The organism is Actinoallomurus sp. CA-142502 (genome assembly GCF_050936355.1).
Lineage (GTDB): Bacteria > Actinomycetota > Actinomycetes > Streptosporangiales > Streptosporangiaceae > Actinoallomurus > Actinoallomurus iriomotensis.
Genome location: NZ_JBNJMY010000001.1, coordinates 6,149,358 through 6,175,692, shown reverse-complemented (window position 1 = coordinate 6,175,692; position 26,335 = coordinate 6,149,358). Strand labels below are relative to the sequence as shown.

23 protein-coding genes and 1 pseudogene are annotated in these 26,335 nt (G+C 70.7%); 16 read left to right on the top strand and 8 right to left on the bottom strand.

Annotated features, from left to right (window positions below; all coding sequences use genetic code 11):
• Positions 1 to 88: 88 nt before the first annotated feature.
• Positions 89 to 3,946 carry a glycoside hydrolase family 2 TIM barrel-domain containing protein gene (locus ACQEV1_RS29425; protein ID WP_433397636.1) on the bottom strand — a complete coding sequence of 1,286 codons (3,858 nt, stop codon included), beginning with the start codon at positions 3,944 to 3,946 and terminating at the stop codon, positions 89 to 91.
• A 561-nt stretch (positions 3,947 to 4,507) separates the two neighbouring features.
• Positions 4,508 to 5,569: a LacI family DNA-binding transcriptional regulator gene (locus ACQEV1_RS29420; RefSeq protein ID WP_285622062.1), complete on the bottom strand. Its 1,062-nt coding sequence runs from the start codon at positions 5,567 to 5,569 to the stop codon at positions 4,508 to 4,510.
• A 127-nt stretch (positions 5,570 to 5,696) separates the two neighbouring features.
• Here ACQEV1_RS29420 and ACQEV1_RS29415 point away from each other — a divergent pair, with 127 nt between their 5' ends.
• From ACQEV1_RS29415 to ACQEV1_RS29405, 3 genes are all read left to right on the top strand, one after another.
• On the top strand, positions 5,697 to 8,243 hold the full coding sequence (locus ACQEV1_RS29415; RefSeq protein WP_433397633.1) for a glycoside hydrolase family 31 protein: 2,547 nt from the start codon (positions 5,697 to 5,699) through the stop codon (positions 8,241 to 8,243).
• A 33-nt stretch (positions 8,244 to 8,276) separates the two neighbouring features.
• Positions 8,277 to 9,701 carry a glycoside hydrolase family 28 protein gene (locus ACQEV1_RS29410; RefSeq protein ID WP_433397631.1) on the top strand — a complete coding sequence of 475 codons (1,425 nt, stop codon included), beginning with the start codon at positions 8,277 to 8,279 and terminating at the stop codon, positions 9,699 to 9,701.
• A 190-nt stretch (positions 9,702 to 9,891) separates the two neighbouring features.
• Positions 9,892 to 10,620, top strand: coding sequence for a hypothetical protein (locus ACQEV1_RS29405; RefSeq protein ID WP_433397629.1), 729 nt, complete (start codon positions 9,892 to 9,894; stop codon positions 10,618 to 10,620).
• A gap of 16 nt (positions 10,621 to 10,636) precedes the next feature.
• On the opposite strand, the gene ACQEV1_RS29400 is transcribed toward ACQEV1_RS29405, so the two are convergent.
• Positions 10,637 to 12,469: a substrate-binding domain-containing protein gene (locus ACQEV1_RS29400; protein WP_433397627.1), complete on the bottom strand. Its 1,833-nt coding sequence runs from the start codon at positions 12,467 to 12,469 to the stop codon at positions 10,637 to 10,639.
• A gap of 261 nt (positions 12,470 to 12,730) precedes the next feature.
• Between ACQEV1_RS29400 and ACQEV1_RS29395 the strand changes: the two genes are divergently transcribed.
• The 3 genes from ACQEV1_RS29395 to ACQEV1_RS29385 all read left to right on the top strand — a co-directional run bounded on the left by ACQEV1_RS29395 (position 12,731) and on the right by ACQEV1_RS29385 (position 14,453).
• Positions 12,731 to 13,183 carry a luciferase family protein gene (locus tag ACQEV1_RS29395; RefSeq protein ID WP_433397625.1) on the top strand — a complete coding sequence of 151 codons (453 nt, stop codon included), beginning with the start codon at positions 12,731 to 12,733 and terminating at the stop codon, positions 13,181 to 13,183.
• 518 nt (positions 13,184 to 13,701) lie between these two features.
• A complete protein-coding gene (locus ACQEV1_RS29390; protein ID WP_433405995.1) occupies positions 13,702 to 14,148 on the top strand; it encodes a hypothetical protein in 447 nt (148 codons plus the stop codon).
• Positions 14,061 to 14,453 carry a hypothetical protein gene (locus ACQEV1_RS29385; protein WP_433397623.1) on the top strand — a complete coding sequence of 131 codons (393 nt, stop codon included), beginning with the start codon at positions 14,061 to 14,063 and terminating at the stop codon, positions 14,451 to 14,453. The genes ACQEV1_RS29390 and ACQEV1_RS29385 overlap by 88 nt, the downstream gene beginning before the upstream one ends.
• A gap of 4 nt (positions 14,454 to 14,457) precedes the next feature.
• On the opposite strand, the gene ACQEV1_RS29380 is transcribed toward ACQEV1_RS29385, so the two are convergent.
• Positions 14,458 to 15,084, bottom strand: a complete 627-nt coding sequence (locus ACQEV1_RS29380) for a TetR/AcrR family transcriptional regulator (RefSeq protein WP_433397621.1) — start codon at positions 15,082 to 15,084, stop codon at positions 14,458 to 14,460.
• A 77-nt stretch (positions 15,085 to 15,161) separates the two neighbouring features.
• Here ACQEV1_RS29380 and ACQEV1_RS29375 point away from each other — a divergent pair, with 77 nt between their 5' ends.
• Together ACQEV1_RS29375 and ACQEV1_RS29370 are read left to right on the top strand one after the other, a co-directional pair.
• Positions 15,162 to 15,983, top strand: a complete 822-nt coding sequence (locus ACQEV1_RS29375; RefSeq protein ID WP_433397619.1) for an oxygenase MpaB family protein — start codon at positions 15,162 to 15,164, stop codon at positions 15,981 to 15,983.
• Between the two features lie 78 nt (positions 15,984 to 16,061).
• Entirely contained in the window at positions 16,062 to 16,442 is a 381-nt protein-coding gene (locus ACQEV1_RS29370; RefSeq protein WP_433397617.1) for a DUF1330 domain-containing protein, read from the top strand.
• Between the two features lie 62 nt (positions 16,443 to 16,504).
• Here the strand turns inward: ACQEV1_RS29370 and ACQEV1_RS29365 are convergent, their stop codons facing one another.
• Positions 16,505 to 17,317 (bottom strand): SAM hydrolase/SAM-dependent halogenase family protein, encoded by an 813-nt coding sequence (locus tag ACQEV1_RS29365; RefSeq protein WP_285634705.1) that lies wholly within the window; start codon positions 17,315 to 17,317, stop codon positions 16,505 to 16,507.
• A gap of 248 nt (positions 17,318 to 17,565) precedes the next feature.
• Positions 17,566 to 18,249: an NUDIX hydrolase gene (locus tag ACQEV1_RS29360; RefSeq protein WP_433397615.1), complete on the bottom strand. Its 684-nt coding sequence runs from the start codon at positions 18,247 to 18,249 to the stop codon at positions 17,566 to 17,568.
• On the opposite strand from ACQEV1_RS29360, the pseudogene ACQEV1_RS29355 reads away from it, so the two are divergent.
• The 8 genes and pseudogenes from ACQEV1_RS29355 to ACQEV1_RS29320 all read left to right on the top strand — a co-directional run.
• Positions 18,160 to 18,525 (top strand): annotated as a pseudogene (locus ACQEV1_RS29355) (hypothetical protein); the annotation flags it as partial. The gene ACQEV1_RS29360 and the pseudogene ACQEV1_RS29355 overlap by 90 nt on opposite strands.
• Before the next feature lie 43 nt (positions 18,526 to 18,568).
• Positions 18,569 to 19,003 carry a hypothetical protein gene (locus ACQEV1_RS29350; protein WP_433397613.1) on the top strand — a complete coding sequence of 145 codons (435 nt, stop codon included), beginning with the start codon at positions 18,569 to 18,571 and terminating at the stop codon, positions 19,001 to 19,003.
• A 25-nt stretch (positions 19,004 to 19,028) separates the two neighbouring features.
• A complete protein-coding gene (locus ACQEV1_RS29345) occupies positions 19,029 to 19,580 on the top strand; it encodes a hypothetical protein (RefSeq protein ID WP_433397611.1) in 552 nt (183 codons plus the stop codon).
• A gap of 204 nt (positions 19,581 to 19,784) precedes the next feature.
• Positions 19,785 to 20,738 (top strand): ABC transporter substrate-binding protein, encoded by a 954-nt coding sequence (locus ACQEV1_RS29340; RefSeq protein WP_433397609.1) that lies wholly within the window; start codon positions 19,785 to 19,787, stop codon positions 20,736 to 20,738.
• Positions 20,735 to 21,565: an ABC transporter permease gene (locus ACQEV1_RS29335; RefSeq protein ID WP_433397607.1), complete on the top strand. Its 831-nt coding sequence runs from the start codon at positions 20,735 to 20,737 to the stop codon at positions 21,563 to 21,565. The genes ACQEV1_RS29340 and ACQEV1_RS29335 overlap by 4 nt, the downstream gene beginning before the upstream one ends.
• Before the next feature lie 64 nt (positions 21,566 to 21,629).
• Positions 21,630 to 22,412: an ABC transporter permease gene (locus ACQEV1_RS29330; RefSeq protein WP_433397606.1), complete on the top strand. Its 783-nt coding sequence runs from the start codon at positions 21,630 to 21,632 to the stop codon at positions 22,410 to 22,412.
• A gap of 1 nt (position 22,413) precedes the next feature.
• Positions 22,414 to 23,238 (top strand): ABC transporter ATP-binding protein, encoded by an 825-nt coding sequence (locus ACQEV1_RS29325; RefSeq protein WP_433397604.1) that lies wholly within the window; start codon positions 22,414 to 22,416, stop codon positions 23,236 to 23,238.
• 121 nt (positions 23,239 to 23,359) lie between these two features.
• A complete protein-coding gene (locus tag ACQEV1_RS29320; protein WP_433397602.1) occupies positions 23,360 to 24,025 on the top strand; it encodes a GntR family transcriptional regulator in 666 nt (221 codons plus the stop codon).
• Between the two features lie 5 nt (positions 24,026 to 24,030).
• Here the strand turns inward: ACQEV1_RS29320 and ACQEV1_RS29315 are convergent, their stop codons facing one another.
• A complete protein-coding gene (locus ACQEV1_RS29315; protein WP_433397600.1) occupies positions 24,031 to 25,023 on the bottom strand; it encodes a catechol 2,3-dioxygenase in 993 nt (330 codons plus the stop codon).
• Positions 25,020 to 26,096 (bottom strand): 4-oxalomesaconate tautomerase, encoded by a 1,077-nt coding sequence (locus tag ACQEV1_RS29310; protein WP_433397598.1) that lies wholly within the window; start codon positions 26,094 to 26,096, stop codon positions 25,020 to 25,022. Before ACQEV1_RS29310 ends, ACQEV1_RS29315 begins: the two co-directional genes overlap by 4 nt.
• Positions 26,097 to 26,335: the final 239 nt, after the last annotated feature.

The following is a 26,335-nucleotide window of genomic DNA, read 5'->3' as shown; positions in this document are numbered from 1 at the left end:
GTGTCGTGAAGGCATCAGACGCGCGATGCCCTGCTCCGCGGACCGACGAACATCCGCGGAGCAGGGCACCGGGTGATGCGAGGAGCCGTTACTTCCCCTCGTACAGCGCGCGGATCCGGCTCTCGGACAGCGCGCGTCCGAAGACGCGGAAGTCGTCCACGGCGCCGGGCAGGTAGGGATCGCCCTCGATCTGCGACCGGCCGATGTGGTTGCGCGTCGTCTCGCCCAGGTACATCGGCACGAGGTCCATGGCGGGGTTGGCGTCGACCTGGACGCCGTCCACGTACAGGCGACCGCCGCCGTTGGCGCCGGCCAGGGTGACCGCGAGGTGCTTCCATTCGCCGGCCGGCAGGGGCGGCGCGTGCAGGTGCTGCTCCGCGCCCGAGCCGTTCATCGTGATGGCGAACATCAGCATGTCGTCGGTGAGCTCCGGAGGACGCAGCTTGGTGCCCTGGGTCAGGAACATGTAGGTGACCCGGTCGAAGCCGAAGTCGAAGATCCGCAGCCACCGCGGCAGGGAGGTCAGGTTGACCCAGCAGGCGACGGTGGCCTCGCGGGCCCCGGCCAGGACCCCCTGCGGTAGCCGGACGTGGCCGTCGCCGGAGCCGGCGGCGTTGAGCCGTACGGCGTTGCCGGTCCGCCCGGAGCCCCAGGCGGCGTCGCCGACGAGGGCCGCCGTCATGTCCCGGTCGTGCCGGCCGCTCGAGTCGCTCGCGGTCCGCCCCGTGCTCTCGTCGAACTTGTACCAGGCGATCGTCTCCGGCGGCTCGGGGCCGCCGGCCACGACGACGTTCGTCGCCTCGCTCCAGACCTGGAGCCGCCGGCGAGCCGCCTGGTCGGCATAGCCCGCCTCGGCCTTCACGGAGAACCTGCCGAAGACACCGGCCGGCGGTGTGACGGCCCAGGTCGTCTTCACGGTCTTCCCTGGGGCGACGCGGCCGAAGTGATCCGGCGTGCGCGCCTTGACGGTCCACCCCGGTGGCGCCTCGATCGTGAGGCGTACGTCGCGGGCGGGCGACCCCGCCTGGGCGTCGTTGGAGAACCTGGCCGTGATCTCGGCGGTCTCGCCGGGGCCGACCTCGCCGACGCCGTCGACCGCCAGCCGCGCCGTCTTGCGGTCGAAGGAGAACCAGATCGTCCGCCGGTAGTCTCCCGCCCCCGAGTTCCGCTGCCCCGAAGGTCCGGTCTGGTCCGGGACATGGTTCTTGTCGCCGATGGCGGCGATGCCGTCGAGGAAGGAGATGCTCCCGCCGGGGAAGGCCGCCGTCGCGTGGCCGGGATTGGGCCCGAACTTCGGCGTGTACAGGCGGAGGAACATGTCCTCCTCCGCGACGATCGTGATGTCGCCCTCACGGGCGTTCAGCACCGCCCAGTAGGTGCCGGCGTGGTAGCCCTTGAACTCCGGGTACTTCCAGTGATCGGCTCCCCAGAGATCGGCGCCGGTCGAAGTGTCGTTGTACCTCTTGTACCAGGTGTCGGTGACCGGGCCCTGCATCCGGTTCTTCCAGACGCGGTACGGCCCCTTGCCCAGCCATCTGACCGCGCCCACCTGGTTCTCGGGATAGTCGAAGGAGACACCCGAGAAGTCCCGGTCGCCGGACACCCGGTACCGGTACGCCATCTGCAGCCACCCGCTGCCGAGCATGCGCCAGGTGACGTACGACAGGTCGCCGGTGTACTCGGCCTCGACGACGTGCGCGGCGCCCTCCTGCCGATGAGTGATGCCGGAGAGCGTCGGGTTCCCGGCGGTCGCCACGGGCCCGTTGGTGAGCGAGATGGAGGAGCCGTTCTTGCGGACGCCGGTCAGCAGGCCGGTGTGCTTGCTGACCGTGACCTCGGTCCCCGAGGCGGTCATCGTGATCGCGTCCGGCGTCTCCGTCGCCGTCACGGTGCCGGAGCCGGCCGCCACGATGCGGTCCTTGTGGCTCGCGGCCTCCTTGATCGGCCACACCCACGAGCACACCTCGCGGCCGGCGGGGTCGACGGCGGTCAGCGCCAGCGCGTCGGACCGCTTCACCGTGGGAGCCGGGAGACGGAGCGTCAGCGTCGTGCTCTCGCCCGGCCCGGTGCCGCGTACGCCCTTCACCGCGCCGCTCGCCACCACCGTGTGCCCGGTGGCCTCCTCGTACGGCCCACGGAATCCGATCAGTCGCCAGTTGAACCGGCACGCGCCGAGGTCGGTGAAGTCGTACCTGTTGGTGAGCTCGATGGCGAAGACCGCCGGATCGCCGGAATCCTTCAGGGTGGCGAGGATCGGCGACCAGATCTCCCTGATCGCGTCGAAGCTCCCCTCCTTCTGACGGTACGGCCCCACGACGCCGTCCGGGGCGCGGTCGGCCGCCACGTTGATCCGGTCGCCCTGGTCGGTGCGGACGATCCCGCTGTCGAACAGCGCCCAGATGAAGCCTCCGCCGGAGTTCGGCCGGCTCGTCATGAGGTTCCAGTAGTCCGCCAGCCCGGCGCCGCCGCCACCGTCGTACATGGAGTGGAGGAACTCCGTCGGCAGGTAGACGGCGTCCGGCTCGTTCTCCAGGTAGCCCTGCGTCTCCGCGTACGACGGGTAGTGGGTGGTCCGGATGCCGTTGAACGGTGCGCTCGACGGGTGCAGGACGGCCCGGCGCTGCGGGTCGTAGGACGCGAAGTCGCCGTCCACGGCGGTGTTCCAGCCGCCCTCGTTGCCGTTGTCCCAGAAGATGACGCACGGATGGTTGACGTCCCGGACGACCATCTCCTCCACGAGCCGTTTCGCGCTCGGCGTGTCGTACGCGTTGTGCCAGCCGGGCAGCTCGTTCAGCACGTACAGGCCGAGTTCGTCGGCGTAGTCGTAGAAGTTCTGGTCCTGCGGGTAGTGCGACAGCCGGACGGCGTTGATGTTCATCTGCTTCATCAGCAGGATGTCGTCGCGGTTGAGCGCCGGGCTGGTCGTACGGCCGGAGTCCGGCCATTCGGCGTGCCGCGTGATGCCCTTGAGCATGATCCGCTTGCCGTTGACGAAGATCCCCTTGCCCGGCCGTACTTCGACGGTGCGGAAGCCGAACCGCTCGGTGACCACGTGCAGCACCTGGCCGCCCTTGGTCAGCGTGACTTCCAGCTGGTAGAGGTTCGGGGTCTCCGCCGTCCACAGATCGGGGTTCCGCACCCGGGTGGAGAGGGACGCCTTGTCCGCGCCGGCGCGGACGGCCGCCGAGAAGGCGGGGCCGACGCCGGTCCCGTCCGTGGACTTGATCTGCGCCCGCAGGCCGTCGGCCCCGGCGACGGCGCCCAGGAAGACGTCCACGGACAGCGACCCGTCGGCCTGCGCGTCGATCGCCACGCGGTCGATGTACTCGGCGGGGTGCGCCAGCAGATAGACCGGCCGGTAGATGCCGCCGAAGATCCAGTAGTCGCCCCTCCGCTCCGCGCCGTTGATCGAGGCGTTGGCGGACTCCTTGTCGACGATCACCTTCAACTGGTTCGAGCCACCGAACGCGAGCACCTTGGTGACGTCGTACGTGAAGCGGACGAACCCGCCCTGATGCACCGGCCCGACGGCCGACCCGTTGATCCACACACGGGTGTCCGTCATGCTTCCTTCGAAGACGATGAACACCTTCCGGCCGCGCCAGGCCGCGGGAACCGTGAACGCGTGCTCGTACACGCCCTGCTCGTTCGGCTGGTCGGGGTGGTCGTCGACGAAGTCGCCGTAGTCGTACGCGCCGAAGCCGTGGAACTCCCAGTTCGACGGCACGGGAACGGTGGTCCATCGGCCGGAGTTCCGTCCGCTGGTCAGCATGAAGCGCCAGTCGACCACGTGGTCCTTGTCGGTGCCCGACAGGTACGCGACCTCGGACTTCATCGGCGCCGACGCGCCAGGGCCCCCCGCGGCCGACGCCGTACCCTGACCGGCCGGCGGCTGCGCCGCGATGCCGAGCGCGCCGAGCTTGAGTACCGTCCTCCGGCTGAACATCTGCCGTCCTCTCCGGGCGGCCGGGTGGAATCCGCACCTTGGTGGGAAAAGGTTTTCCTCAAAGTAGGCCCGAGAGGAAGGCGAGGTCAACAGCCCTCCGGCCCCGTCTTTCCCCAGCGCCACCGCCGGGTCGGGGGTGGCGCTGGCCCGCGCCGACCCGACCGGGCGAGCGTTGAGTCCGGTCGGCCAAGCGGCGGGACGGGACCCGTCAGGTCAGGTGGGGTCGAGGCACTCGCCCGGCCAGGTGAGGTCGGACGGCATCCGTCCGGTGGGCGGCACCGGACGGGACCTGCCCGATCAGCTGGAGCCGGGTCGCATCCGTCCGGTCGGAAGCCATTTGCCCTCGCCTGGTGGGACGGCGTCCGGACCGCTTCCGTCCGGTTCGGTCGGGGCCGGATCACGTCCGCCTGGCCGGCCCACTGGCCCGGTCGGGCTGCACTCGTCCGGTCGGGCGTGGCCGGGCCACTTCCGTCCCGGTCCGGGGGTGCCGGGCCGTGCCCGTCCGGTCGGGTCGTGTGGCGTCGGTCGGGGCCCGGGCGGGGGAGGCCTTCCGACCGTTGGTCAGGCCTTGGCGGTTTTCGGTAGGGGGGTGATGGCGCCCGCCGGTGGTGCGGTCGAGTCGCGGGTGATCAGTTCCGCGCTCGCCGTGACGACCCGGCCGGTCTCGCCGGCGCCGTCGATGGCGCCGCTCGAGGCGAACAGTTCCCACGCCCGGCGGCCCAGGTCCTGTTTGCTCACCCTCACCGTCGTCAGGCGGGGGCGCAGCAGCTCGCTCAGCGCGATGTCGTCGAAGCCGGTGAGCGAGACGTCGCGAGGCACCGAGACGCCGAGTTCGTCGAACCGGGCGAGCACGCCCAGAGCGACGTAGTCGCTGAACGCCATCACGGCGGTCGCACCGGTGGCGAGGGCGGCGTCGGCGGCGCGGTGCCCGTCGACGCTGCTCGATCCGCACGGCACCTGGAACACCTCGAAATCCGGGCCGGACGCCGCGCGCAGGGCCCGCTGTCTGGCCCGTTCCGACCACGCACGTGCCGGGCCGCGCAGGTAGGCGACCCGGCGGTGGCCGAGCTCCCGCAGATGCCGGCAGATCCCGGCCATTCCCGCCTCGAAGTCCACGACGACGGCGGGAACCTGGCCGCCTCGGCCCACCCGGTTCACGCACACGAGGTGGGGCACCGCCTGGGCGAGTTTCGCCAGCTCCCGCTGGGGCATCCGCGGTGAGCACAGCACCACGCCGTCCGCCCACCGGGACAGTTCCAAGGCCGCGTCGTGCTCGGCGCCGCCCTTCTCCCCGGTGTCCGCGACGAGGGTGCGGAAGTCCGACTCCTCGGCGGCGTTCGTCACTCCCTTGAGCACCTCGGCGAAGTACGGGTTGCCGACGTCCGGCACGACGACGCCCACCGCGTGGGTGGCGCCGCGCAGCAGTCCCTGCGCCGCCGGATTCGGCCGGTACCCCAGCCGGTTCACCGCGTCGCGTACCCGTTGTTCCAGGTCGGCCGAGACCGGCTTGGTGCCGGTCAGGACTCGCGAGACGGTTGCCGGCGATACGGCGGCCTCCCGCGCGACATCGATGATGGTCGCTCGGGGCGGCCGCGCCCCCGCGTCGGTTCGCACCCTGTCCATGGCGGCATTGCACCACATGGCGGCCTCTCCTGGCGCATGCGGCCGGTCAGATCGAGATGGAGGTTGACGGAACCGGTCCTCCGTGTGATTTTTTGGGGAAAAGGTTTTCCGGCGGAGGCATCGGCTCGTGATCCCCCGAACAACGACCACATCCCTGCGACGGCGGTCGGCGATACTGCCGGTCGCCCTGCTGGTACCGGCGTCCCTCGCGCCGTCCGCGCCCGCGGCCCGGTCCGCCGCGGCTCCGGCCGTGATCGGCTGGCGGGCCACCGCCGGCCCGTTCGGGCTGAGCTTCCTGCGGAACGGGCGGCCGGTCACGGCCGAGGCGGACGGATCGGCGGCAGGACCGGGGGGCCGGCTGTCGTACCAGGTCGGCGGGACCGCCTCCAGCCGGGACGGCGCCACGTACCACCGGCTGACGGATCTCGTCTCGCGGCACACGATCCCCGGCGGCATCGCGTACACCGTGGCGACCGACGAACCCGGGCGTACCGCCACCGTGAACGTCACCCGTGCGGCCCAGGGCCTCCACGTCCGCTGGTCGTTCTCGCCCGCGAGCGACGTCACCGCCGTCTTCGAGGCGCTGACCGCGCGTGGCGACGAGCACTACCTCGGCGGCAGTTCGGCGGCCTACGTCGACCTGCGCGGGCACATCCGGGGGTGGAGCCCCGGCAAGGAGGGCAACGAGGCGGGCGACTACTGCCAGAACCAGGAGCAGAGCGCCAGCACCTTCTACCTGAGCTCCGGCGGCTACGGGTTCCACGCGGACACGAGGCACATCGGCCGGTTCGCCTTCCCCGGCGCGACCCAGGTGAGCGACGGGCCGAACTGCGGGCGCTCGCCGAGCGTCCCGTCCGGCGAGCCGCAGCCGTACGCCTGCCCGGTGGCCGCGACCGCCCAGCCCGACCGCGTGCAGATCTGCGTGAAGGACAGCGAACTGACCTACGACGTGTACGCCGGCTCGCCGTCGGAGGTCACCACCGGCTACTACCGCACCGTCGGCATGCCGAGCCTGCCGCCTCCCGGCCAGTTCGCGCTGATCAAGTGGCGGGACGTCAACGCCGACCAGGCCCAGGTGCTCGACGACGTCGCCGAGATGAAGAAGCTGAACATCCCGCTCGGCACCATCTTCATCGACAACCCGTGGGAGCGGCAGCCCGCCGGCAACACCCACCGGATCAACGGCAGCGCCTGCACGAACAGCGGCCGGTTCGACCCGACCTTCTTCCCCGATCCGCGGCAGATGATCGACACCATCCACGCCCAGGGGGTGAGATTCGGGCTCTGGGTGACGTCGACGGCGTCCTCACCGTCGTCCTCACAGGGCGGCGGGTCCTGCGCCGGGATCAATGACGTCTGGGCCAGGAACGACTGGCTCGTCCCGGGCACGAACTACATCGACTTCACCATCCCGGCGGCGCGGAAGTACTACGTCGACCAGCTGACGCGCCTGTTCGGCATGGGCGTCGACATGGTCAAGGAGGATCGCGGCGAGGAGTACCGGCTGGAGACCACGCCGCTCGCCGGCGGATCCGGGGCCGGGCTCTACCTGCGTTACCCCGAGCTGTACCACGCCGCGGTCACCGAAGCGCTGCGCGCCGTGCACGGGAACGACTTCGAGACGCTGGTCCGCGCCGGAGCGCCCGGCACCGCCGAGAACACGCACGGCATGTGGGGCAGCGACGGCTACGAGACCTTCGCCGCGCTGCGCACCGAGCTCCGCTACGGCGTGAGCGAGTCACTGACCGGGCACTTCGCCTGGGGATCGGACACCGGCGGCATCGACCCCCAGAAACCCGCCGACGCGACGAACAGCCCGGCGCCGTCGCTGTTCAGCCGCTGGGCGCAGTTCAGCGCGGTCAGCCCGGTGTTCGAGGTCGGGGGAGCGGGGCTGAACGCCACCCCGTGGAAGTACGACGCGGACACCGTCCGGCGCTTCCGCGACGCCGTCGTGCTGCACTACGAGCTCTTCCCCTACCTGTACGGCCTGGCCCGCCAGGCCGCCCGCACCGGCGTGCCCATCATGCGCGCGGTCGGTTTCCAGTACCCCGGAGACCAGACCGCCTGGGCCCAGGACCAGGAGTTCATGGTCGGCCCGGACCTGCTCGCCGCGCCGGTCACCGCCGACCGCGCCGGCACCGACGGCGCGGCGGGCGAGCCGACACCGGTGAGCGTCTACCTGCCCGCCGGAACCTGGGTCGACCTGTACAGCGGCCAGACCGTCACCGGCGGGCGTACGGTCACCCGGAGGACGGGCCCGGACGAGTTCCCGCTCTACCTGCGGGCGGGCACCGCCATCGGCTTCCACGACCGGGCCACCGGTGACTGGGGCACCGACGACCTGTCCAGGCAGGGCCGGTCCGGGTGGATGTACGCCCCGGGCGCGGGCGACGCCCGGCCCGTCGGCTCCGACCAGGGACGACTCGACGCGTCCACCCGAGGCGGGACGGTACGGCTGCGGCTGACCGGCGCCCCGGCCAGGGCCCAGGTCCGGGTGCTGCTGCCGAGCGCGCCCCGCTCCGTGACCGTGAACGGCCGCCCGCTCCCGAAGGCGGCGGACGCCGCCGCGCTGGGGGCCGCGGACGACGGTTGGACCTTCACCCAGGGCCCGTTCGGCGGCGTCGTCCTCAAGGTGCTCCCACACGCGGGCGCCGCGAACGTGACCATTCGATGACCTTGACCGTCAACTTCCGTCTCAGGAGGACAAATGACCGAAAACTGGCCACGACGCCGGGTGCTGGGAATGGGCGGGGCGATACTGGGCGGCGGCCTGCTGGCCGCGGCGGTCGGCGGACCGGCCTTCGCCCAGACGGATCCCTGGAAGACCGCCGACGCGATCCGCAGACGGGTGCGGGCGCCGAAGTTCCCGCACCATGAGTACCGGATCACCGACTTCGGCGCGAAGGGCGACGGGGTCACCGACTGCACCCGGGCGTTCGAGGCGGCGATCGGCACCTGCGCGCGACGCGGCGGCGGCCACGTGATCGTGCCGCCCGGCCGGTACCTGACCGGGCCGATCAACCTGCGCAGCTTCGTGGACCTCCGCGTGAGCGAGGGCGCCACGATCCTGTTCAGCACGGATCCCCAGAAGTACCCGCCCGTCTACACCCGCTGGCAGGGCATCGAGTGCTACAACTACTCGCCCTTCATCTACGCGTACGGCGCCCGCAACGTCGCGGTCACCGGCAAGGGCACGCTCGACGGGCAGGCCGGCAACACCGCCTGGTGGCCGTGGACGGGCAGCACGCGCTACGGCTGGACGCAGGGCATCCCGACGCAGGGCGACGACTGGAACGCACTGCAGGACATGGCCGACCGCGGCGTCCCGGTGCGCGAACGCGTTTTCGGCCCCGGGCACTACCTCCGGCCGAACATGGTCCAGCCGTACCGCTGCCGTGACGTGCTCATCGAGGACGTCACCATCGTCAACTCGCCGATGTGGGAGATCCACCCGGTGCTCTCGCAGCGGGTGCTCGTGCGGAACGTCACGGTCTCCAGCCACGGGCCCAACAACGACGGCTGCGACCCCGAGTCGTGCACCGACGTGGTCATCACCGGCAGTACCTTCGACACCGGCGACGACTGCATCGCCATCAAGTCCGGGCGCAACGCCGACGGCCGCCGGGTCAACGTGCCCAGCCGGAACATCCTGGTCGAGAACTGTGAGATGCGCGACGGCCACGGCGGCGTGACGATGGGCAGTGAGGAGAGCGGGGGCATCAGCGGGGTCTTCGCCCAGAACCTGCGGATGACCAGCCCGAACCTCGGATACGGCCTGCGCCTCAAGACCAACTCCGTACGCGGCGGCTACATCCACGACGTCCACATGCGCGACGTCGAGGTGACCCAGATCGCGGACGCCGCGATCCAGATCGACTTCTACTACGACGAAGGCCCCGGCCACCCGTACAACCCCTCGGTGAGCGGCATCAACGTCGAGAACCTGCACGTCGGCACCACCAACAGGGTGTTCGAGATGCGCGGCTACCCCGACGACCCGATCCGCGACATCACCCTCACCCACTGCGTGTTCGACAAGGCGACCAACACCGACATCGTGGAGGACGTCGAGGGGCTCGTGCTCAACGACGTCACCGTCAACGGCAAGCCGCTCGAGCCGGCGACCAACTGAACCCCGGCCCGGCACCGGTCCGCCGGTGCCGGGCCCCGGCCGTCCGGAGCCTGAGAGATGATGAGGCGGCGATTTTCCCTGGTCGACGGTGCCGGAAGAATGCTCCAATGTCCCCATGGCCGGAATGGGTATTACGGTGTGTCTACCTGCGCGAGAGGCCGGTCGAGTAGAAGCAGCGGTCGCAGCGGCGATGGCGCCCTTCGCGATCGACTACCTGCGCGGCGACGAGCTGGATATCTGGGACTCCTGGTGCATCACCGGTGGCACGGCGCACGGCGGCGGGTTCAACGTTCTTCCCGGCCATGGGCGGGACCCCAGACTGATCCACGAGCTCCCGAACCGGTGGCTGACCGGGCACGAGCCGGTCCCCAACGACTTCGGCTGGTGCGCGGGCGGGCCTCGCGAACTCCTCGACTTCTCCGCGTCGCGCGAGGAAGCCCGTGATCTGGCCGACGCGGCGTGGCAGATGTGGCGGAAACTGGCGGCGGAACTGCCACCATCCCGGCCCTGGCAGGTCTATCACGACCGCAAGGTGGCCGAGTTCCGGACCTACTCACTCGATCAGGCCGCAGCCGACTACCGCGCCCAGCCGCTCGTCAAGGCGTTCGACGGCTATCTGGAGACGCTGCCCACCGAACGCTACCGGTACCAGTTCCTGCGATTCGCCGACCCGGTCGTCGAGGTCGGACGCGTAAGCAGGGAGGAGTTCATCGAACGGAGAGCTCTGCGCCAACGCGATGTCCTCACCCTGGAGGGCTGGTGGTACGAGGACGGTGGCCCGGGGATCCACGGAGCCTGCCACAGTCCTGCCCGGTGCCCCCACGAACCGGAGCTGACGGCGGGCCAAGACCACATCGACGGCTATCTGGCCGGCCTGTCCGGTGACACGCTCCTGGTCAACGTGCGCTGCCACGTCTGAGGGGACGCGTTGGGTCTCAGTTCGCCTGGCAGGGAGCCGAGAGCAGTGCGGCCGGGGTGACGCAGGCGGGAGCGCCCGCCTGCTGGAGCAGCCTCCTGGCGTCGTCGGTGGCGAGGAACGTGAGGAACGCCGAAGCGGAGCTGCCGTTGGGCGGTGGCCCGTCGGTGTAGAAGATCTCCGGGGCGACGAACGAGTAGCGGTCCATCGCCCGGGACGCCGTCGGCGTCCTGCCGTCCAGGGCGAGGATGCGCACGTTGGGGTAGCGGCGGGCGTCCGAGGCGACGTGCACTTCGGCGTAACCGATCGTGCCGGGGACGGTGTCGACGGTGTCGAGGACCTGCGCCTGGCTGCTGCGCTCGCAGCGGATGACGTGGAGCGCGACGCGGAGGTCGTCCTTGCGCCGGCAGTCGCTGGACGACAGGTCCGGCTCGGGTCCTTTCAGCACGTGCTCCTCGAAGATCCCCCGGGTGCCCGAGCCCTCGGTCCTGCTGACCAGCCGTATCGGCAGGTCGGCGCCGCCCTTGAACCGGTTCCAGTCGGTCGGGCCGGTGTTCTGCGCGTAGATGGAACGCAGGTCGCGCAGGGACAGACCGGTCACGTTCGTGTCCCTGTTGGCGATGACGGCGAACGCGACCAGTGCGACCGGGTAGCCACGGAAACCGCGCAGCCTGACCTCATCGGAGTCGGGCGCGAGATAGCCGTCGTGCATCGCGACGGTCGACGCGGCGTTGCCGGCGGTGAGGGCGCGTACTCCCTCGTTCGACCCGATCGCGCTCACCTCGATCTTCGCGTGCGGGCACCGGTCCTCATAGCCCCGCCGGATGATGTCGGCCGTCCGTTCGAACGCGGTGGAGCCGACGAGGTGCAGTGTCCCGGTGAAGCACAGGGAGCCGGGCGAGGCGGCTCCGCCGGCCAGCCGGCCCACGCCGGCACCGGCGGCGAACACCACCACCGCGGCGGTGGCGACCGACAGTGACCACCGCCGGCCGGCTCTCCACCGCCGCGTGGCCGTGGTCGTGTCCGGGTCGGCGTGTCGTTCGCTCTCGGCCGCCGCCAGGCGTTCCCGCAGCTCCGCCGCCTCCGTCTGGGCGGCGGCGAGTCGCCGCCGCAGCTCGGCGCCCTCGGCGCGGGCACCGGCCAGGTCGTCCGTCGGCAGGATGTGCCGGACCCGTTCGTACGCCTCGACCCAGCGTGCGATCTCCGCGGCGGGCAGCCCGCAGGCCCGCGCGAAGTGACCGACGCGGGTGCGTTCCCGGTCGCTGGTGGTGCGCCAGCGATCCTTCTGGAGCATCGCGCTGATCGTGGCGTCCGGGAGCGTGCCCCACGAGCGTTTCTCGATCTCGGACTGCCGGGGCGAGCCCGCCCATTTCCGCAGCTCCGCCAGGAGCACGTAGAAGTGCCGGATGTCGTTGGCCGTGGACGGGTCGGGCAGCCGCCGGTCGACGGTGAACGTCGGCTCGGTCCAGGGCTTGAACGTCACCGGGTACCGTTCGGTCAGCTGCCGCCACGGGACCTTCGTCCGGTAGGTCTCGATCGCCTTCGTCGGTTTGCCGTTCCCGTTCCGTTCGAACGCGCCGACCAGTTGCCCTCCCCACTCCTCCCACCGGGCGGCCTCGGCCGCCGCCCACCGGCCGCGTACCTCGCTCACCTCGACGCCGTCCACGCCCGCCGCGGCCAGGCAGGCGCTGACGACCTCCCAGGACATCAGCTCGCCGTCCCCGGCCAGCAACGCGCGGACCGTCGCGTCCAGCAGCCCGGTCCGCCGCGCCAGGTCGTCCGCCTCGGTTCCGCCCATGCGGACGACCAGATCACGGATGAACTCCGCCTTCTGATCGGCGTAGGAGTCCAACACCCGCTCCGTCCGTCTCGCGCGTTCTCGCCCCTGAGCGCCCGTTGCGGGGCGGCTATCCACACTGCGGCCCGGGCGGTGCCGGGCGCCGCGAGTTATCCAGAAGTTCGCGTTCTTGTTCCTGTCTGTACCGCCGAGACCCCGTCCGGGGGGATTCCAGGAACGCACCAGGAATTCCGGGAGGCACCTGGAACGGGCGGAATCGCACCAGGACGCCCGCTGATCGCCGGTTCGCGGCGGTGATCGGCCACGCTGGCTTTCATGCGCCTGGGAAACCGCCCGATCTCGTACGCCGACCTGGTGATCGATCGATTCCAGAACTGGCCGCTGACGGAGTGCCGGGTGCAGCATCCGCCCGGCCGCGCCCTGGCCCTGCACGGCCTGCAGGTCCTCCACCTCCATCGGGACGACCTGGCCGAGGTCTTCCTCACCGGGCCGGTCATCGACCGTCTCGACACCGCGCTTTCCGCCTCCGGCCGCGTCGACGTCTTCGCGGACACCGGCTGGGTCCAGGTCCACCTCGACACCGAAGGCGACCTGTTCCTGCTGCAGTCCCTGGTGAGCCTGGCCATCCAGGCCAACGACCCCGCGTCCCACCCGATCCGCCCCGCCGTCACCGACTGCCCGGCGTACGTCCGCGGGCCCGTGCCGGCACCGTCGTGGCGTGATCGCCGGGTCCGCGTCCGCAGGGGCCGGGCGAACCTGGCCGTATGACGGGCCGGCCGCCTCAGGCCGGATCCCGGGGCGACAGCGGATCGCGGTCACGTAGATCAGCCTGAGCAGGCACCCGCCGGTGATTTCTCGCACCAGATCGCCGAGCGGCGTCGCGTGGACGGCTCCGGGCCGTTCGAGGCGCCGCGCGGCGAACCTTCCGACCGGCGAGGCGTACGGTGGCGTCACGGTGTCATATCCATGGGGAGGACACGAAAGGGCAGAACCGGGCGAAGCGCCGGCGGTTAGGGACCGACGGCCGTCATCACAGGCCCTGCGCCCGCTCCCGTACGGTGGCCGGCTCCTCCTCGGGCCGGACCGGATGAACGCCGGCCCTACGAGCGCGGCGCCGAACGCGACCGTCGCGGCCGTGTCCAGCCGGCGGCCTGGCCATCGAGCTCGTGCCCGGGCCGTCCGCCTAGCGGCAGGCCGGCCGCCCTGCGTTGAGGCGCCGTACGGCGATGGCACGGCTCGCGTGCGGCGACGATCGTCGCTCGCCCTGAACGGCAAGGGGCGACGACATCAACCGGGCACTCCAGTCCACCGCCGGCCTCACCCAGGACCTGGCCGCGCAGGACCAGCGGATCGTCCGCCTCGCCAGGAACCTGTGCGCGTTCGCCGCCGGGCTGAACCGCTGGGCCCGCGACCTGGGCGGCACCATCGACGACATCGCCGGCGCCGGCCGGCCGCTCACCGAGGAGCGCACCCGGCTCAAGGGGTTCCTGTCCGGCATGGTCACGGTGATCCACAAGAGCGGCGTCCTCATCACCGCGTACCGGGAGGCGCTGCCGAGCCTCACCGCGGACCTGTCCAACGTCGTGATGTCCCTCAAGGCGAACAGCGGATCGCGGCGGCAGGCGATCGGGTCGAGGGCGCCAGCGTGCGAGAACGGGTGTCGGCGAGCATCGACGGCTGGCTGGAACTGCTCGACCGCCACTCCGAGGCCTGGCTCGCCGCGCTGGAGATGACCGGTTCCGGCGGTGATCCGCAGCTCGCCCGTGTCCTGGACGACGCCCGCGAACGTGCGAGCGACCGCATCAACGAGGTCGTCGGCGTGACCACGCTGGCCGCCGAGCACCCGGAGGTCAACGCCGTCCTGCGCGGCTACAGCGGGATGGCGGAGCCGATCTCCCGGGAATGGCTCCGACGCGGCCGCCTGACCCGCCGCCAGGCCCAGCTGCTGCTGGAGGAGGCCCTCCTGCACATCATCTCCACGGTGCTGCCTCAGGTCATCGCGAACCAGGACGCGAAGGCGCCGAACCCCGGCCGGTGAAGGGTCAGCCGGCGCCTTCGCGGCCGGCGATGGCGGTGAAGATCTTCACGCACTCGGCCACGAGCTCCTCCTCGCTCACCGCGAGAGCGCCGGACAGCCAGGCGGTCAGCGTCTGCGCGAGACCGCCCACGACGAACTGGGCGACGAGGTCGAGTTCCGGGCTGTCCGCGATGCCGTAGACCTCCCTGGCCTGCCCGCTGAGCAGCCGGGCGAAGAACGTGGAGGACTCCAGCCGCCGCCGGGCGAGCAGGGGATCGGTCAGCGTGACCGAGAACAGCACCCGCCCGTGGCGCGGGTCGCCGGCCACGGCGCGGACCAGGTGCTCGATGCCGGCGCGGATCTTCACGTCGGTCTCGGGCCCGGCGGCCTCCAGCGCGGACAGGGCGGCCGCGGCGACGGTCTGGACGACGTGCTCGTAGACGGCCGCCACGAGCTCGTCGCGGCCGGGGAAGCTCTCGTAGAAGTAGCGCGCGGTCAGCCCGGCCCGCTGGCACACCCGGCGCACGGTGAGCTGGTCGCCCCCGGCACCGCCGAGCAGGTCCAGGCCCGCCTCGATCAGCTGCGCCCGCCGCTCCGCCCTGCGGTCGGCGCCGCTGACGCCTCCGTAGGTCCGCATCTCCGCAGCAGCCATGCGGCCATCTTGACAGGTCGTTCCCCGGCGAGGAATCTGATAACAGGCGTTGTCAGAATATTTCCCCCGGAGCTGCCATGTCGGCCACCGAACCCGTTCCGCTGGACAAGAAGGTGATCGTCGGCGCCGCGCTCATGGCGGGCGCCGCCAACGTGATCATGCAGCTGGCCCGTCCGGGGGTCGGCTACGGCGTGATCGAGAGCAAGGTGGAGAGCGGGCAGTTGCACCGTCACCCGATCAAACGGTCCCGGACGACCTTCGGCTACCTGGCCGTCGCCCTCCTCGGCACCCCGGAGGAGAAGGCGGCCTACCGCAAGGCGGTGAACAGGTCGCACGCGCAGGTGCGCTCGGGGCCGGACAGTCCGGTTCGGTACGACGCGTTCGACCCCGGCCTGCAACTCTGGGTCGCCGCGTGCCTCTACCGGGGGTTCGAGGACACCTACCAGGCGTTCGTCGGCCCGCTCGAGCCCGCCGACCGGGAGCGGCTGTACCAGGCGGCGGCCACGCTGGGCACGACGCTGCAGGTGCCGCCGGAGGCCTGGCCCGCCGACCGTGAGACCTTCGAGGACTACTGGCGCGAGGAGATGAAACAGGTCTCGATCGACGAGCCGGTCCGCCGTCACCTGCTCGACATCGCCGACCTGCGGTTCCTGCCCTGGCCGGTCAGCGCGGCCTTCGGAGGGTTCAACCGGTTCGTCACGACCGGGTTCCTGCCCCCGGACTTCCGTGAGGAGATGCGGCTGCCCTGGAGCGACCGGGACCAGCGCCGGTTCGACCGGCTTATCGCCGTCGTCCGGGCGATGGTCCGCGTACAGCCTCCGCCGGTCCGGCGATTCCCCTTCGACCTGCTGATATGGGACGTACGCCGGCGCATCCGCACGGGCCGTCCACTGGTGTGACCGCCGCCGGTGGTCTGGGCCGGCCGGCCCATCGCGGGCAAGATGGACGCAGTCGACCAACGGATGGGCTGGTGTCGTATGGCGATCGATCCGACGGGCAAGGACCTCAAGCGCTTTCTGGCGCACGAGCCGGAGCGGCCGGTGGTGATGCTGAACCTGCTCCGCTTCAAGGACGGCGGCGCCGAAGGGTACGCCGATTATCTGCGCCACTTCAGGCGCTTCGCGGAGCAGGTGGGCGCCGCCATCATCTATTACGGCCTCGGCTCCGACCCCATCGTCGCCGAGCAGGGGCAGGACTGGGACGCCGTGTTACTCGTCTCCTACCCGAGCCGGTACGCCTTCTCCGAGATGGTGCGCGACGAGGACTACCAGCGCGGCACTCACCTCCGTACCGACTCTCTCGTGGAGGCGGTGCTCCAGCCCACGGCCGACGCGAGTCCGGCGGTCTGGGGCGACTGACCCCGGAAGGGCGGCGCGCCCCCGATCGGCCCGCGTGGCCGGTCGGGGGCGCGTCCGGTGAATCAGCCGAAGGTGATCACGACACTCGCTCCGGGGACCACGGCCCACTTCTCGACGAAGCTTCCCTGGTTGACGCCCAGGGCGAATGAGCCGCGGCTGTTGACGTACGCCAGCGGCTCGCCCACGCCCACCTCACCGAACGTGTGGCAGAAGGGGATGTCGAGGGCGTTGCCGTCCAGCGCGATCTGGAGCCGCTCGCCCGGGGCCGCCTCGCGGTCGGGAAGCAGCGCCTGGGGGACGTTCGTCCAGACGTTGCCGAACGCCTTGTCGATGCGGACGACCTCGCCGCGCGCGCCGTTGTCCAGGCGCTCGGGCTCCGAGTACGGGAACCGTACGATCTTGTCGAGGTCCAGCTTCGGACCCACCTCGGAGAGCGGGGTGCCGGCGGCGAGGTGCCCGGCGCAGGCCGCGACGACGTCCTTGCCGTACCAGGTCGGCGTCACCGGCTGGTGCATGACGTCGGGCGAGGTCACCTCGTGGCACTCGACGGCGGGAACCGACCGCAGGGCATGGGTGAGCAGGCCGTTGTTCGGTGCGACGAGGAGCTGATCCTTCTCGTTACGGACGACGATCGTCCTGGTGGCGGTCCCGGTCTCGGGGTAGACGTACGCGCATATCACCGAGTTCTCGGGAAAGGATGCCGGCACGTCGGCGAGGTAGAGGGCGCCTTCGCGGACGGCGAACGGGGTGACGTCATGAGTGATGTCGACGACTAATGCGGTTGGCGCGATCGTGTACATCAGCCCTTTGCACAAGGCATGCGCCTCGTCTGCGCTTCCCGTATCGGAAAGGAAAGCGATCAAGCGGTTCGGCACGAACGGACCTCCATGTAAGGGGCGTGAAGACGCCGTATGCTGGTCGAACACTTAGTTTCAAACGCGGCTCAATTGAGCATGTACGGCCAATACGCTACGCAGAATATTGCGTCATCGCGCGACGGTCATCCCCAAGAGCGCGAATGTATATCTATACCGTCCGGCTGTTTCGTGCGTACCAAAGTCGCAGCACGGATACGACCCTCTGCCCATGCGGGCGATAATGCGGAGGCGCCGCCGGTTTATCGCTATTCCATGCAGCGGCCGCCGGTCCGCGCGGGACTCTCGTGACCGGCGTGGGAGGTGCGCATCATCGGCGGATAGAGCTGCGTGGCGGGACCCTTGCGGTAGAGGAGTGCGGGGCGGCCGGTCTCGAGCGCGCGTTTCTCTCCGGTCGGCACGATGAATCCCTCCGTCCGGTTGACCTTCCGGTAGAAGTTCCGGAGGTCCAGGGGAACGCCCCACACCGCCTCGTACACCCGTTTGAGATCGCCCATGGTGAAGTCGCGATCGCAGAAGGCGGTGGCCAGGGTGGTGTGCTCCAGCATCCTGCGGGCGTGTTCGAGGGCGTCGCGGAGGATGACGTCATGGTCGAAGGCCAGGCGGTCACCGCCGGACAGCAGGGGCTCGACCGGCTCCCAGGTCGCGGCGGCGGCGTCGCTGCCGGCCGTGGGAACCGGCAGGTCGGGGGCCAGCGCCAGGTAGGAGACGGTGACGACACGCCCACGGGGGTCGCGGTCGGGGGCCGAATAGGTCCCGAGCTGCTCAAGGTGCGGGAGTCCGGGGCCGCCGAGCCCGGTCTCCTCCAGTAGCTCCCTTCGGGCGGCGCCGTCGAGGTCCTCGTGGTCGCGCATGAATCCGCCGGGGAGCGCCAGGCGGCCGCGGTACGGCGGGTTACCCCGCTTCACCAGCAGCACCTGCAGGCGGAACACATCAGTGGAAGCTCCGACGGTGGTCGTCCTGACCGCGATCGATCTGGAGTACGAAGCGGTGCGGAGACACCTGCGCGACGTTCGTACGCACACGCACCCGGCGGGCACGATCTTCGAGGTCGGGAACTTACCCGGGGCCGCGGACCGTGTCGCGCTGGCGGTGATGGGGGAGGGAACACGAGTGCGGCGGCCATCGCCGAACGCTCGATCGCGCTGTTCGCGCCCCGCCTGCTCCTGTTCGTCGGCATCGCCGGCGCACTGAAGGACGACATCCGGCTGGGTGACGTGGTGGTGCCCACGCGGGTGTACGGCTATTACGGTGGACGCGAGGACCCCGTCGCCCTCCGCGCGGCCTCGAAGCTACGAGGCACCGCACGCCCTGCTGCGGCGCGCCCAGCTCATCGGCTGGCGGGGAGACTGGGCCCGGACGCCGGCCGACGCCGGCTCCGCCGACCGCCCCCAGTGCCATTTCAAGCCCATCGCGGCCGGTGAGGTGGTGCTCGACTCCCGGCGGTCACCGCTGGCCAGGCGGCTGAACGACCACTACAACGACGCCGCCGCCATCGAGATGGAAGGCGCCGGGGTGTCGATCGCGGGGCATCTCAACCAGTCCCTGCCGGTGCTCATCATCCGGGGCATCAGCGACCGCGCCGACGGCGCCAAGGGCACGACGGACCGGCGGGGCACCCAGGAGACCGCGGCACGCCACGCCGCCGCGTTCGCGTTCGCGCTGGGCGGCGACCTCGACGGTTGATCGCGGAACGAACGAGGGGCGAGGAATGAAGTCCATACCGCCGGCCGTCACCGTTCTCCTCATGGAGTACGAGCAGCTCAAGGAGGAACAGCGCGGCCGCATCAGCACCCGCGACAATCTGGTGTACGCCACGCTCGGCGTGATCTCGGTGACCGCCATCGGCGCGGTCGAGACCGGCCGGGCGGCCATGCTGCTCCTCCTGCCGATCGCGTGTGCGGCGCTGGGCTGGACCCACCTGGTGAACGACGACCGCATCACCGCGATCGGCCCGCACATCCAGACGGTCCTCACGCCGAGCCTGGTCGCCCTGCTCGGCGCGCGGACGCCGCTGCTCAGCTGGGAGACCCGGCACCGCGGGGATCGCTGGCGGCGTACCCGCGTACGCCTTCAGCTGCCGGCCAAGCTGATCCTGTACTGCGTCCCCGGGGCCGCGGCCCTGACGATCTGCTGGATCCGGATTCCCATGCCCGCGCCGCTCACCACGGTCGCGATGGCCGAGGCCCTACTGGTCGCCGGCCTGGCCCACCAAATGACCCGGCATACCAAGTTGGCGAATAGATCGTTGACAATTCTGTAAGAGATTTCTAGCATCATCGTCACGCCAACGGTGCCATCGGGGAGGTGCGGCCGTCCGGTCGTCGGTCCTCGCGGGCCGGCCGTCCGGCACAGGCCGTCCCGCGCCGATGGGGCGGCCGACGACGCGGCGGCCCGGATGCCTCGGATCGGTCGTGTCGACAGCCGACGTCAGCTCACCTTCTCGACCGACGTCCTGGAGAGCACCGTGACAAGAATCCGCGCGGCTCTGGCCGCCGCCTCCGTACTCCTCCTCGCCGCGTGTGGATCGGGGCAGGGGCCCGAATCCTCCGACAAGGGCCCGACCACGGTTAAGGTCAGCGTCATCCCCATCGTCGACGTGGCGCCGGTCTACCTGGGGAACCAGCAGGGGTTCTTCGCCGAGCAGGGACTGAAGCCGCAGGTGGAGACCGCCCAGGGCGGGGCGGCGATCGTGCCGGCGGTGGTCAGCGGGCAGGTCGACTTCGGGTTCAGCAACTACACGTCGCTGATCATCGCCCGCTCCAAGGGGCTGCCGCTCAAGGTCGTCGCACCGGGCAACGCCTCGACCGGCGTCAAGGGCAAGGACTTCGGCGGGGTGGTCGTGAAGTCCGGCAGCCCGATCAAGTCGGCCAAGGACCTCGTCGGCAAGCGCGTCGCGGTCAACACCCTCAACAACATCAACGACACCACCGTCCGGGCTTCGATCCGGGCCGCCGGCGGTGACGCGAAGAACGTGAAGTTCACCGAGCTGGCGTTCCCCGACATGCAGGCCGCCCTGGACAAGGGGAACGTCGACGCGATCCAGGTCGTCGAGCCCTTCCTCACCACCGCGCTGAAGGGCGGCGGGCGGCTGGTCGCGTCCAACTACGTCGACACCGCCCCGAACCTCACCATCGCCGCGTACTTCACCTCGCAGAAGACGGCCGCGTCAAAGCCCGATCTGGTCAAGCGGTTCACCGCGGCGATGCAGAAGTCACTGCGGTACGCGGACGCGAATCCGGACGCGGTGCGCAAGGTCCTGGGCACCTACACCAAGATCGATCCGTCGGTCGCCGGTGCGCTGACGCTGCCGACGTACCCCGCGCAGGTCAACGGCGCCGGGCTGCGGACCCTGGAGAACCTCGCCGCGCAGGACGGGCTGATCACCAAGACCCCGGACGTCAAGGACCTGCTGCCGTGACGGCGGCGGTGACGGCGGACGCGACGGGCGACGGCCGGGGCGGACGCCGTCACCGGTCCGCGCCCGCCTGGGCCCTCGGACTGGCCGGTCTCGCCGGGCTGATGGCGGTCGTGGAGCTGGTGCCCCGCGTCGGGCTGGTACGCCGGCGGTTCCTGCCGCCGTTCAGCGCCATGGTCTCCGCGCTGGCCGACGAGGCCGGGACCGGAACGTTCTGGCACGCCCTGCTGGAGACGCTGCGCGGCTGGGCCATCGGACTGGCGATCGCGACGGTCGCGGGCGTGGTGCTGGGCATCCTCATCGGCGGCCTTCCGCTGGTACGGGCGGCGATGACCTCGACGATCGAGTTCCTGCGGCCGATCCCGTCGGTGGCGCTGATCCCGCTGGCCGTGCTGCTCTACGGCACCGCCATGCGCTCCACGCTCCTGCTGGTCGTCTACGCCTCCTTCTGGCAGGTGCTCGTGCAGGTCCTGTACGGCGTCCGGGACGTGGACCCGGTGGCCCGCGAGACCGCGCGCTCCTACCGCTTCCGCCCGCTGACGCAGGTGCGCACCGTCACCTGGCCGACCGCCCTGCCGTACGTGATGACCGGGTTCCGGCTCGGGGCGGCGGTCGCGCTGATCCTGGAGATCACCGGCGAGCTGGTCATCGGGTCGCCGGGTCTCGGCAAGCAGATCGCGGTGGCGCAGAGCTCGGACGCGGTTCCCGCGATGTACGCACTGGTGATCGTGGTCGGGCTGATCGGGGTCATCGTCAACGTGGCCGTACGCGCCGTCGAGCGCCGGGTCCTCCGGTGGCATCCGTCGGTCCGCCGCGAGGTCGTGTCATGACCGAGCGAAGCGAGGGCATCACAGGGCACGCCCAGTGGTCACCTTCGCCGACGAAGGAGGACTCGTGACCGTTCTGAGCCTGGTGCGGAGCGTCGTCCTCCTGCTCGCCGTGCCGGTGATCCTCTTCTGGGCGTGGTGGCTGGCGACGGCGCACAGCACCGACTTCTTCTGGCCGCCGCTGCGCCAGATCCTGGGCACGTTCGACGACACGTGGTTCCACGGCCGGCTCACCGGCGATGTGCTGCCCAGCCTGCTCCGACTGCTCGCCGGGTACGCCCTGGCCCTGGTGCTGGGAGTGGGCCTCGGCGTCGCGATCGGCTCGGTGCGCGTGCTCCGTGCCCTGCTGGAGCCGGTCCTGGAGTTCTTCCGGGCGATTCCCTCGCCCGTCCTGGTGCCGATCCTGATGCTGTTCGCCGGCATCGGGAACGAGATGAAGATCCTGGTGATCTTCTCCGGATGCGTGTGGCCGATCCTGCTGAACACCGTCGAGGGCGTACGCGCGCTGGACGAGGTGCTGAGCGACACCGCCCGCTGCTACCGGATGCGCCCGCACTCGCGGCTCGTCCACCTGGTCCTGCGGGGAGCGAGCCCGCAGATCGCGGCCGGCGCGCGGCAGGCGCTGTCCATCGGCATCATCCTGATGGTGATCAGCGAGATGTTCGCCGCGAGCAACGGGGTGGGCTTCACCATCATCCAGTTCCAGCGCAGCTTCTCGATCCCGCAGATGTGGAGCGGGATCATCCTGCTCGGGCTGATCGGCATCGCCCTGTCAGCCGTCTTCCAGGTGCTCGAGGCCCGGGTGCTGAGCTGGTACACCGGCCTGCGCCGCGCACAGCGAAAGGGTTGAGATGACCACCACGCCGACCGGGACCGCGGAGGACGCCTCCACACTGCTGGACGTCCGTGCCCTCCGAAAGGTCTACCCGGGCAAGGGCCGCGGTGTCGAGGCGGTCAGCGACCTGACGTTCACCGTGGGCGCGGGCGAGCTGGTCTGCATCGTCGGGCCGTCCGGCGCGGGCAAGACCACGCTGTTGCGCTGCGTCGCCGGCCTCCTGGACTGCACGTCCGGGGAGGTGGTGCTCGAAGGGCAGCAGGTGACCGGCCCGCCGACCGGAATGGCCATGGTCTTCCAGGAGTACGGCCGCAGCCTCTTCCCCTGGATGACCGTGCGCCAGAACGTCGAGCGCCCGCTGAAGGAGAAGAAGGTCCCCAAGGCCGAGCGGCGGCGGCTCGTACGGGAGGCGCTGGAGGCCGTCGGCCTGGCCGAGGTGCACGACGCCCACCCCTGGCAGCTGTCGGGCGGCATGCAGCAGCGTGTCGCCATCGCGCGGGCGGTCGCCTACGAACCGCACATCCTGCTGATGGACGAGCCCTTCGCCGCCGTGGACGCCCAGACCCGCGCCGAGCTGGAGGACCTCGTACGTGCTCTCTGGAAGCGCCTCAGAGTCACCGTCCTCTTCGTCACCCACGACATCGACGAGTCGGTCTACCTGGGACAGCGCGTCATCGTCCTGTCGAACGCGCCGACGGTCGTGCTGGAGGAGGTCAGGATCGATCTGCCGGACGAGCGCGACCAGCTCACCACGCGTTCCGGCCCGCGCTTCGCCGAACTGCGGGCCCACGTCTACGAACTCATCCAGCAGGCGAAGGAAGGCCACCGGCCGGCGGGCTGAGCGACGGTGCGCTCCGCCGGAGCGGCCGGTTCCTATAATCGTCATCGATTTTCCGAGGTTCCCCGACGGCCCATGTGGTGGACACGGGGCGGGTCGACGACGCGCCCGCGAGCGAGGAAGCATGCCAACGCACGAGCAGACCACGGACGCCGACCGGAACGCCGAACCCGTCGACATCACCGCCGCGATCCGGACGGCGATCGTCCGGGGGGACTTCGCGCCCAACCAGCGCCTCGTCGAGGCGGACCTGTCCGAGCAGTTCGGCGTCAGCCGCGGCGGCGTACGCGCGGCGCTGTTCGCGCTGACCAACGAGGGTCTGGTCGAGCGGATCCAGCACCGGGGCGCCCGCGTCCGCGCCGTCCCCCTGGACGAGGCGATCGAGATCTCCGAGGTCCGCATGGCCGTGGAGGGCCTGTGCGCCGCCAAGGCCGCCGAGCGCGCGACCGCCGAGCAGGCGGCCGAACTCCGCGGCATCGACGAGGCCATGCGCGCCGCCGTCGCGGACGGTCACGTGCTGCGGTACTCCGAACTCAACAAGGCCCTCCACGGGCGGATCATCGAGATCAGCGGTCAGCGGACCGCCGCCGAGGTGCTTCGGCGGCTGCGCGCGCAGAACGTCCGGCACCAGTTCCAGCTGGCCCTGGTGCCCGGCCGCCCGAACGTCTCGCTGGCCGAGCACCACGCCATCATCGAGGCGATCTTCGCCCGTGAGCCGGAGGCCGCCGAGCGGGCGGCACGCGCCCATCTGACCAGCGTCATCAAGGCGCTGCGCTCCGTCCCGTCCTGACGCGGCTACTGGACGTCGACCGGAGCGCCGCCGGCCTCGGGGCCGGGATCGACGGGCACCGGCGGGGTGCCGTGGGTGTGGAAGGACTCGATCGTCTTCAACCCCCAGGCCTGGCCCTTGGCGCGCTCGGTCTCGGTCCAGGTGATCGGTTTCCAGTCGGGGGCCAGCACCAGGCGCGCGCACGGGTTGCAGAGCTCGATGCGGTTGCCGCCGGGCTCGTAGACGTAGAGGAAGAAGGTCTGCTGGATGGCGTGCTTGTGCGGGCCGGTCTCGATGAAGACGTCGTTGTCGAGGAAGATGTCGGCGGCGCGGAGGATGTCCTCACGGGTGTCGGTGGCGAACGCGATGTGGTGCAGGCGGCCGTTGGCGCCGGTCCAGTCGCGCGTGTAGACGATGTCGTAGGACTTGTTGGTGAAGTGCAGCCAGCGCCCGGCGATGGCGCCGCTGTCGAGCCGGATCTGCTCGGTGGTGCGGCCGCCCAGCGCGTCCTGCAGGAACTCGGTGCTGGGCTCGACCTCGGCGGACAGGAAGTTGACGTGGTCGAGGCGGCGGACGCACACGCCCATCGCGGGGTAGGCCTGCGCCTGGTTCTTCAGCGACGGCTTCAGCTCGGGCGGCGCCTGGTACCACTCGCTCTCCCAGTACAGCTCCAGCTCGTGACCGTCGGGATCGCGGAAGACGTAGGTCGGGCCGATGCCGGGGTCGCCGTCGCGCCAGCCGACGCCCAGCCCCGCCTCCTCGATGGCCTTGACCCGCCGGTCGAGCGCCTCCTGGGACCACGTGCGCAGCGCGGTGCGGCGGATCCCGGAGGTGTGGTGGGCGGTGAGCTTGAGCGTGTGATGCTCGTAGTCGTCCCAGGTGCGCAGGTACACCGAGTCACCCTCGGCGCCGACCTCCGTCAGGCCCATGACGCGGGTGAAGAACCACCGGCTCCTGTCCGGCTCGGGCGTCAGCAGTTCGACGTTCCCGACGTGTGCGATCTCATGTGCGATGGTCACTGGGACCTCCGGGGAAAGACGGTTCCGTCCAGGAGCTTGCGGGCCGTGCGGACGACGCTGGACCGCCGTACCGACGTCCCGTCCAGTTCGACCGCGACGTCCAGCCGGCCGGTGGGATGCTCGATGCTCATCGGCTCACCCGGTGCCGGAAGCCGAGCGAGGTCGTGGCCGGCCGCGCCGTCCATCAGCAGCGCGGTCGCCACCGTGACGGCGCCGAGCACGCCGATCGAGGTGTGGACGCGCAGCGGGATGAACGTGCGCGTGCAGATCATCCCGTCCTCGCGGGGCGGCGCCACCAGCGTCGTCTTGGGGACGGAGCCGGCGGACACGTCGCCCAGCCCCATCAGCTTCCCGGCGCGCAGCCGCAGCGACTGGATCCGCTCGCGCAACTCCTCGTCACGGACCAGGTCGGCGACGGTCTCGTAACCGGTGATCCCCAGGTCGGACGCCGCGGCGACGACGACGGGCATGCCGTTGTCGACGCAGGTGACCTCGATGCCGTCGACGATGTCGCGGACGTTCCCGGTCGGCAGCAGCGCGCCGCACGCCGAGCCCTCGGTGTTCTCGAAGTCGAGGACGATCGGCGCCGCGGTGCCGGGCACGCCGGAGATCGCGGTGTCCCCGTCGTAGCGGGGGACACCGCCGGGGGTGGGGAACGACGCGGTGACGACGCCGCCGGAGTTGACCATCCGGATCCGCACACTCGTCTGCTCCGGCCCGGCCTCGACCAGACCGCGTTCGACCGCGAACGGCCCGATGCCGGCCAGGATGTTGCCGCAGTTCTGCCGGTCGGACACGGTCGGCTCGTCCACGCCGAGCTGCAGGAACAGGTAGTCGACGTCGACGTCCGGCTCACCGGCCGGGGAGACGACCGCGACCTTGCTGGTCAGCGGGTGTGCGCCGCCGATGCCGTCGATCTGCCGGGGATCGGGCGTGCCCATCACGCGCAACAGCAACGCGTCACGTTCGGCGGGGTCCGCGGGCAGGTCCTCGGCGAGGAAGTAGGCGCCCTTGGACGTGCCGCCGCGCATCACCATGCAGCGGATGCCGTCCGTCGTGTTCGCGCCGCTCATACCGGCCGCAACCCTTCCTCGCCGTAGCTCCGGGACAGGGCGAGCGCCCCGCCCCATGATGACAATCTGGCTCCAAAATTGTCAACAATTCTGCCTCAGATCCTCGCATGGAGGCAGCGGCGAGTACACGGTGCCGTGGAGTCGAACCGCGGGCCCTGACGGCGCCAGAGGTGGCCGGGCTCGTCGTCGGCGGCCTGGAGCGTCGCCGGCGCAGGCGAAGGCGCCCTCCCGTTGCCTTC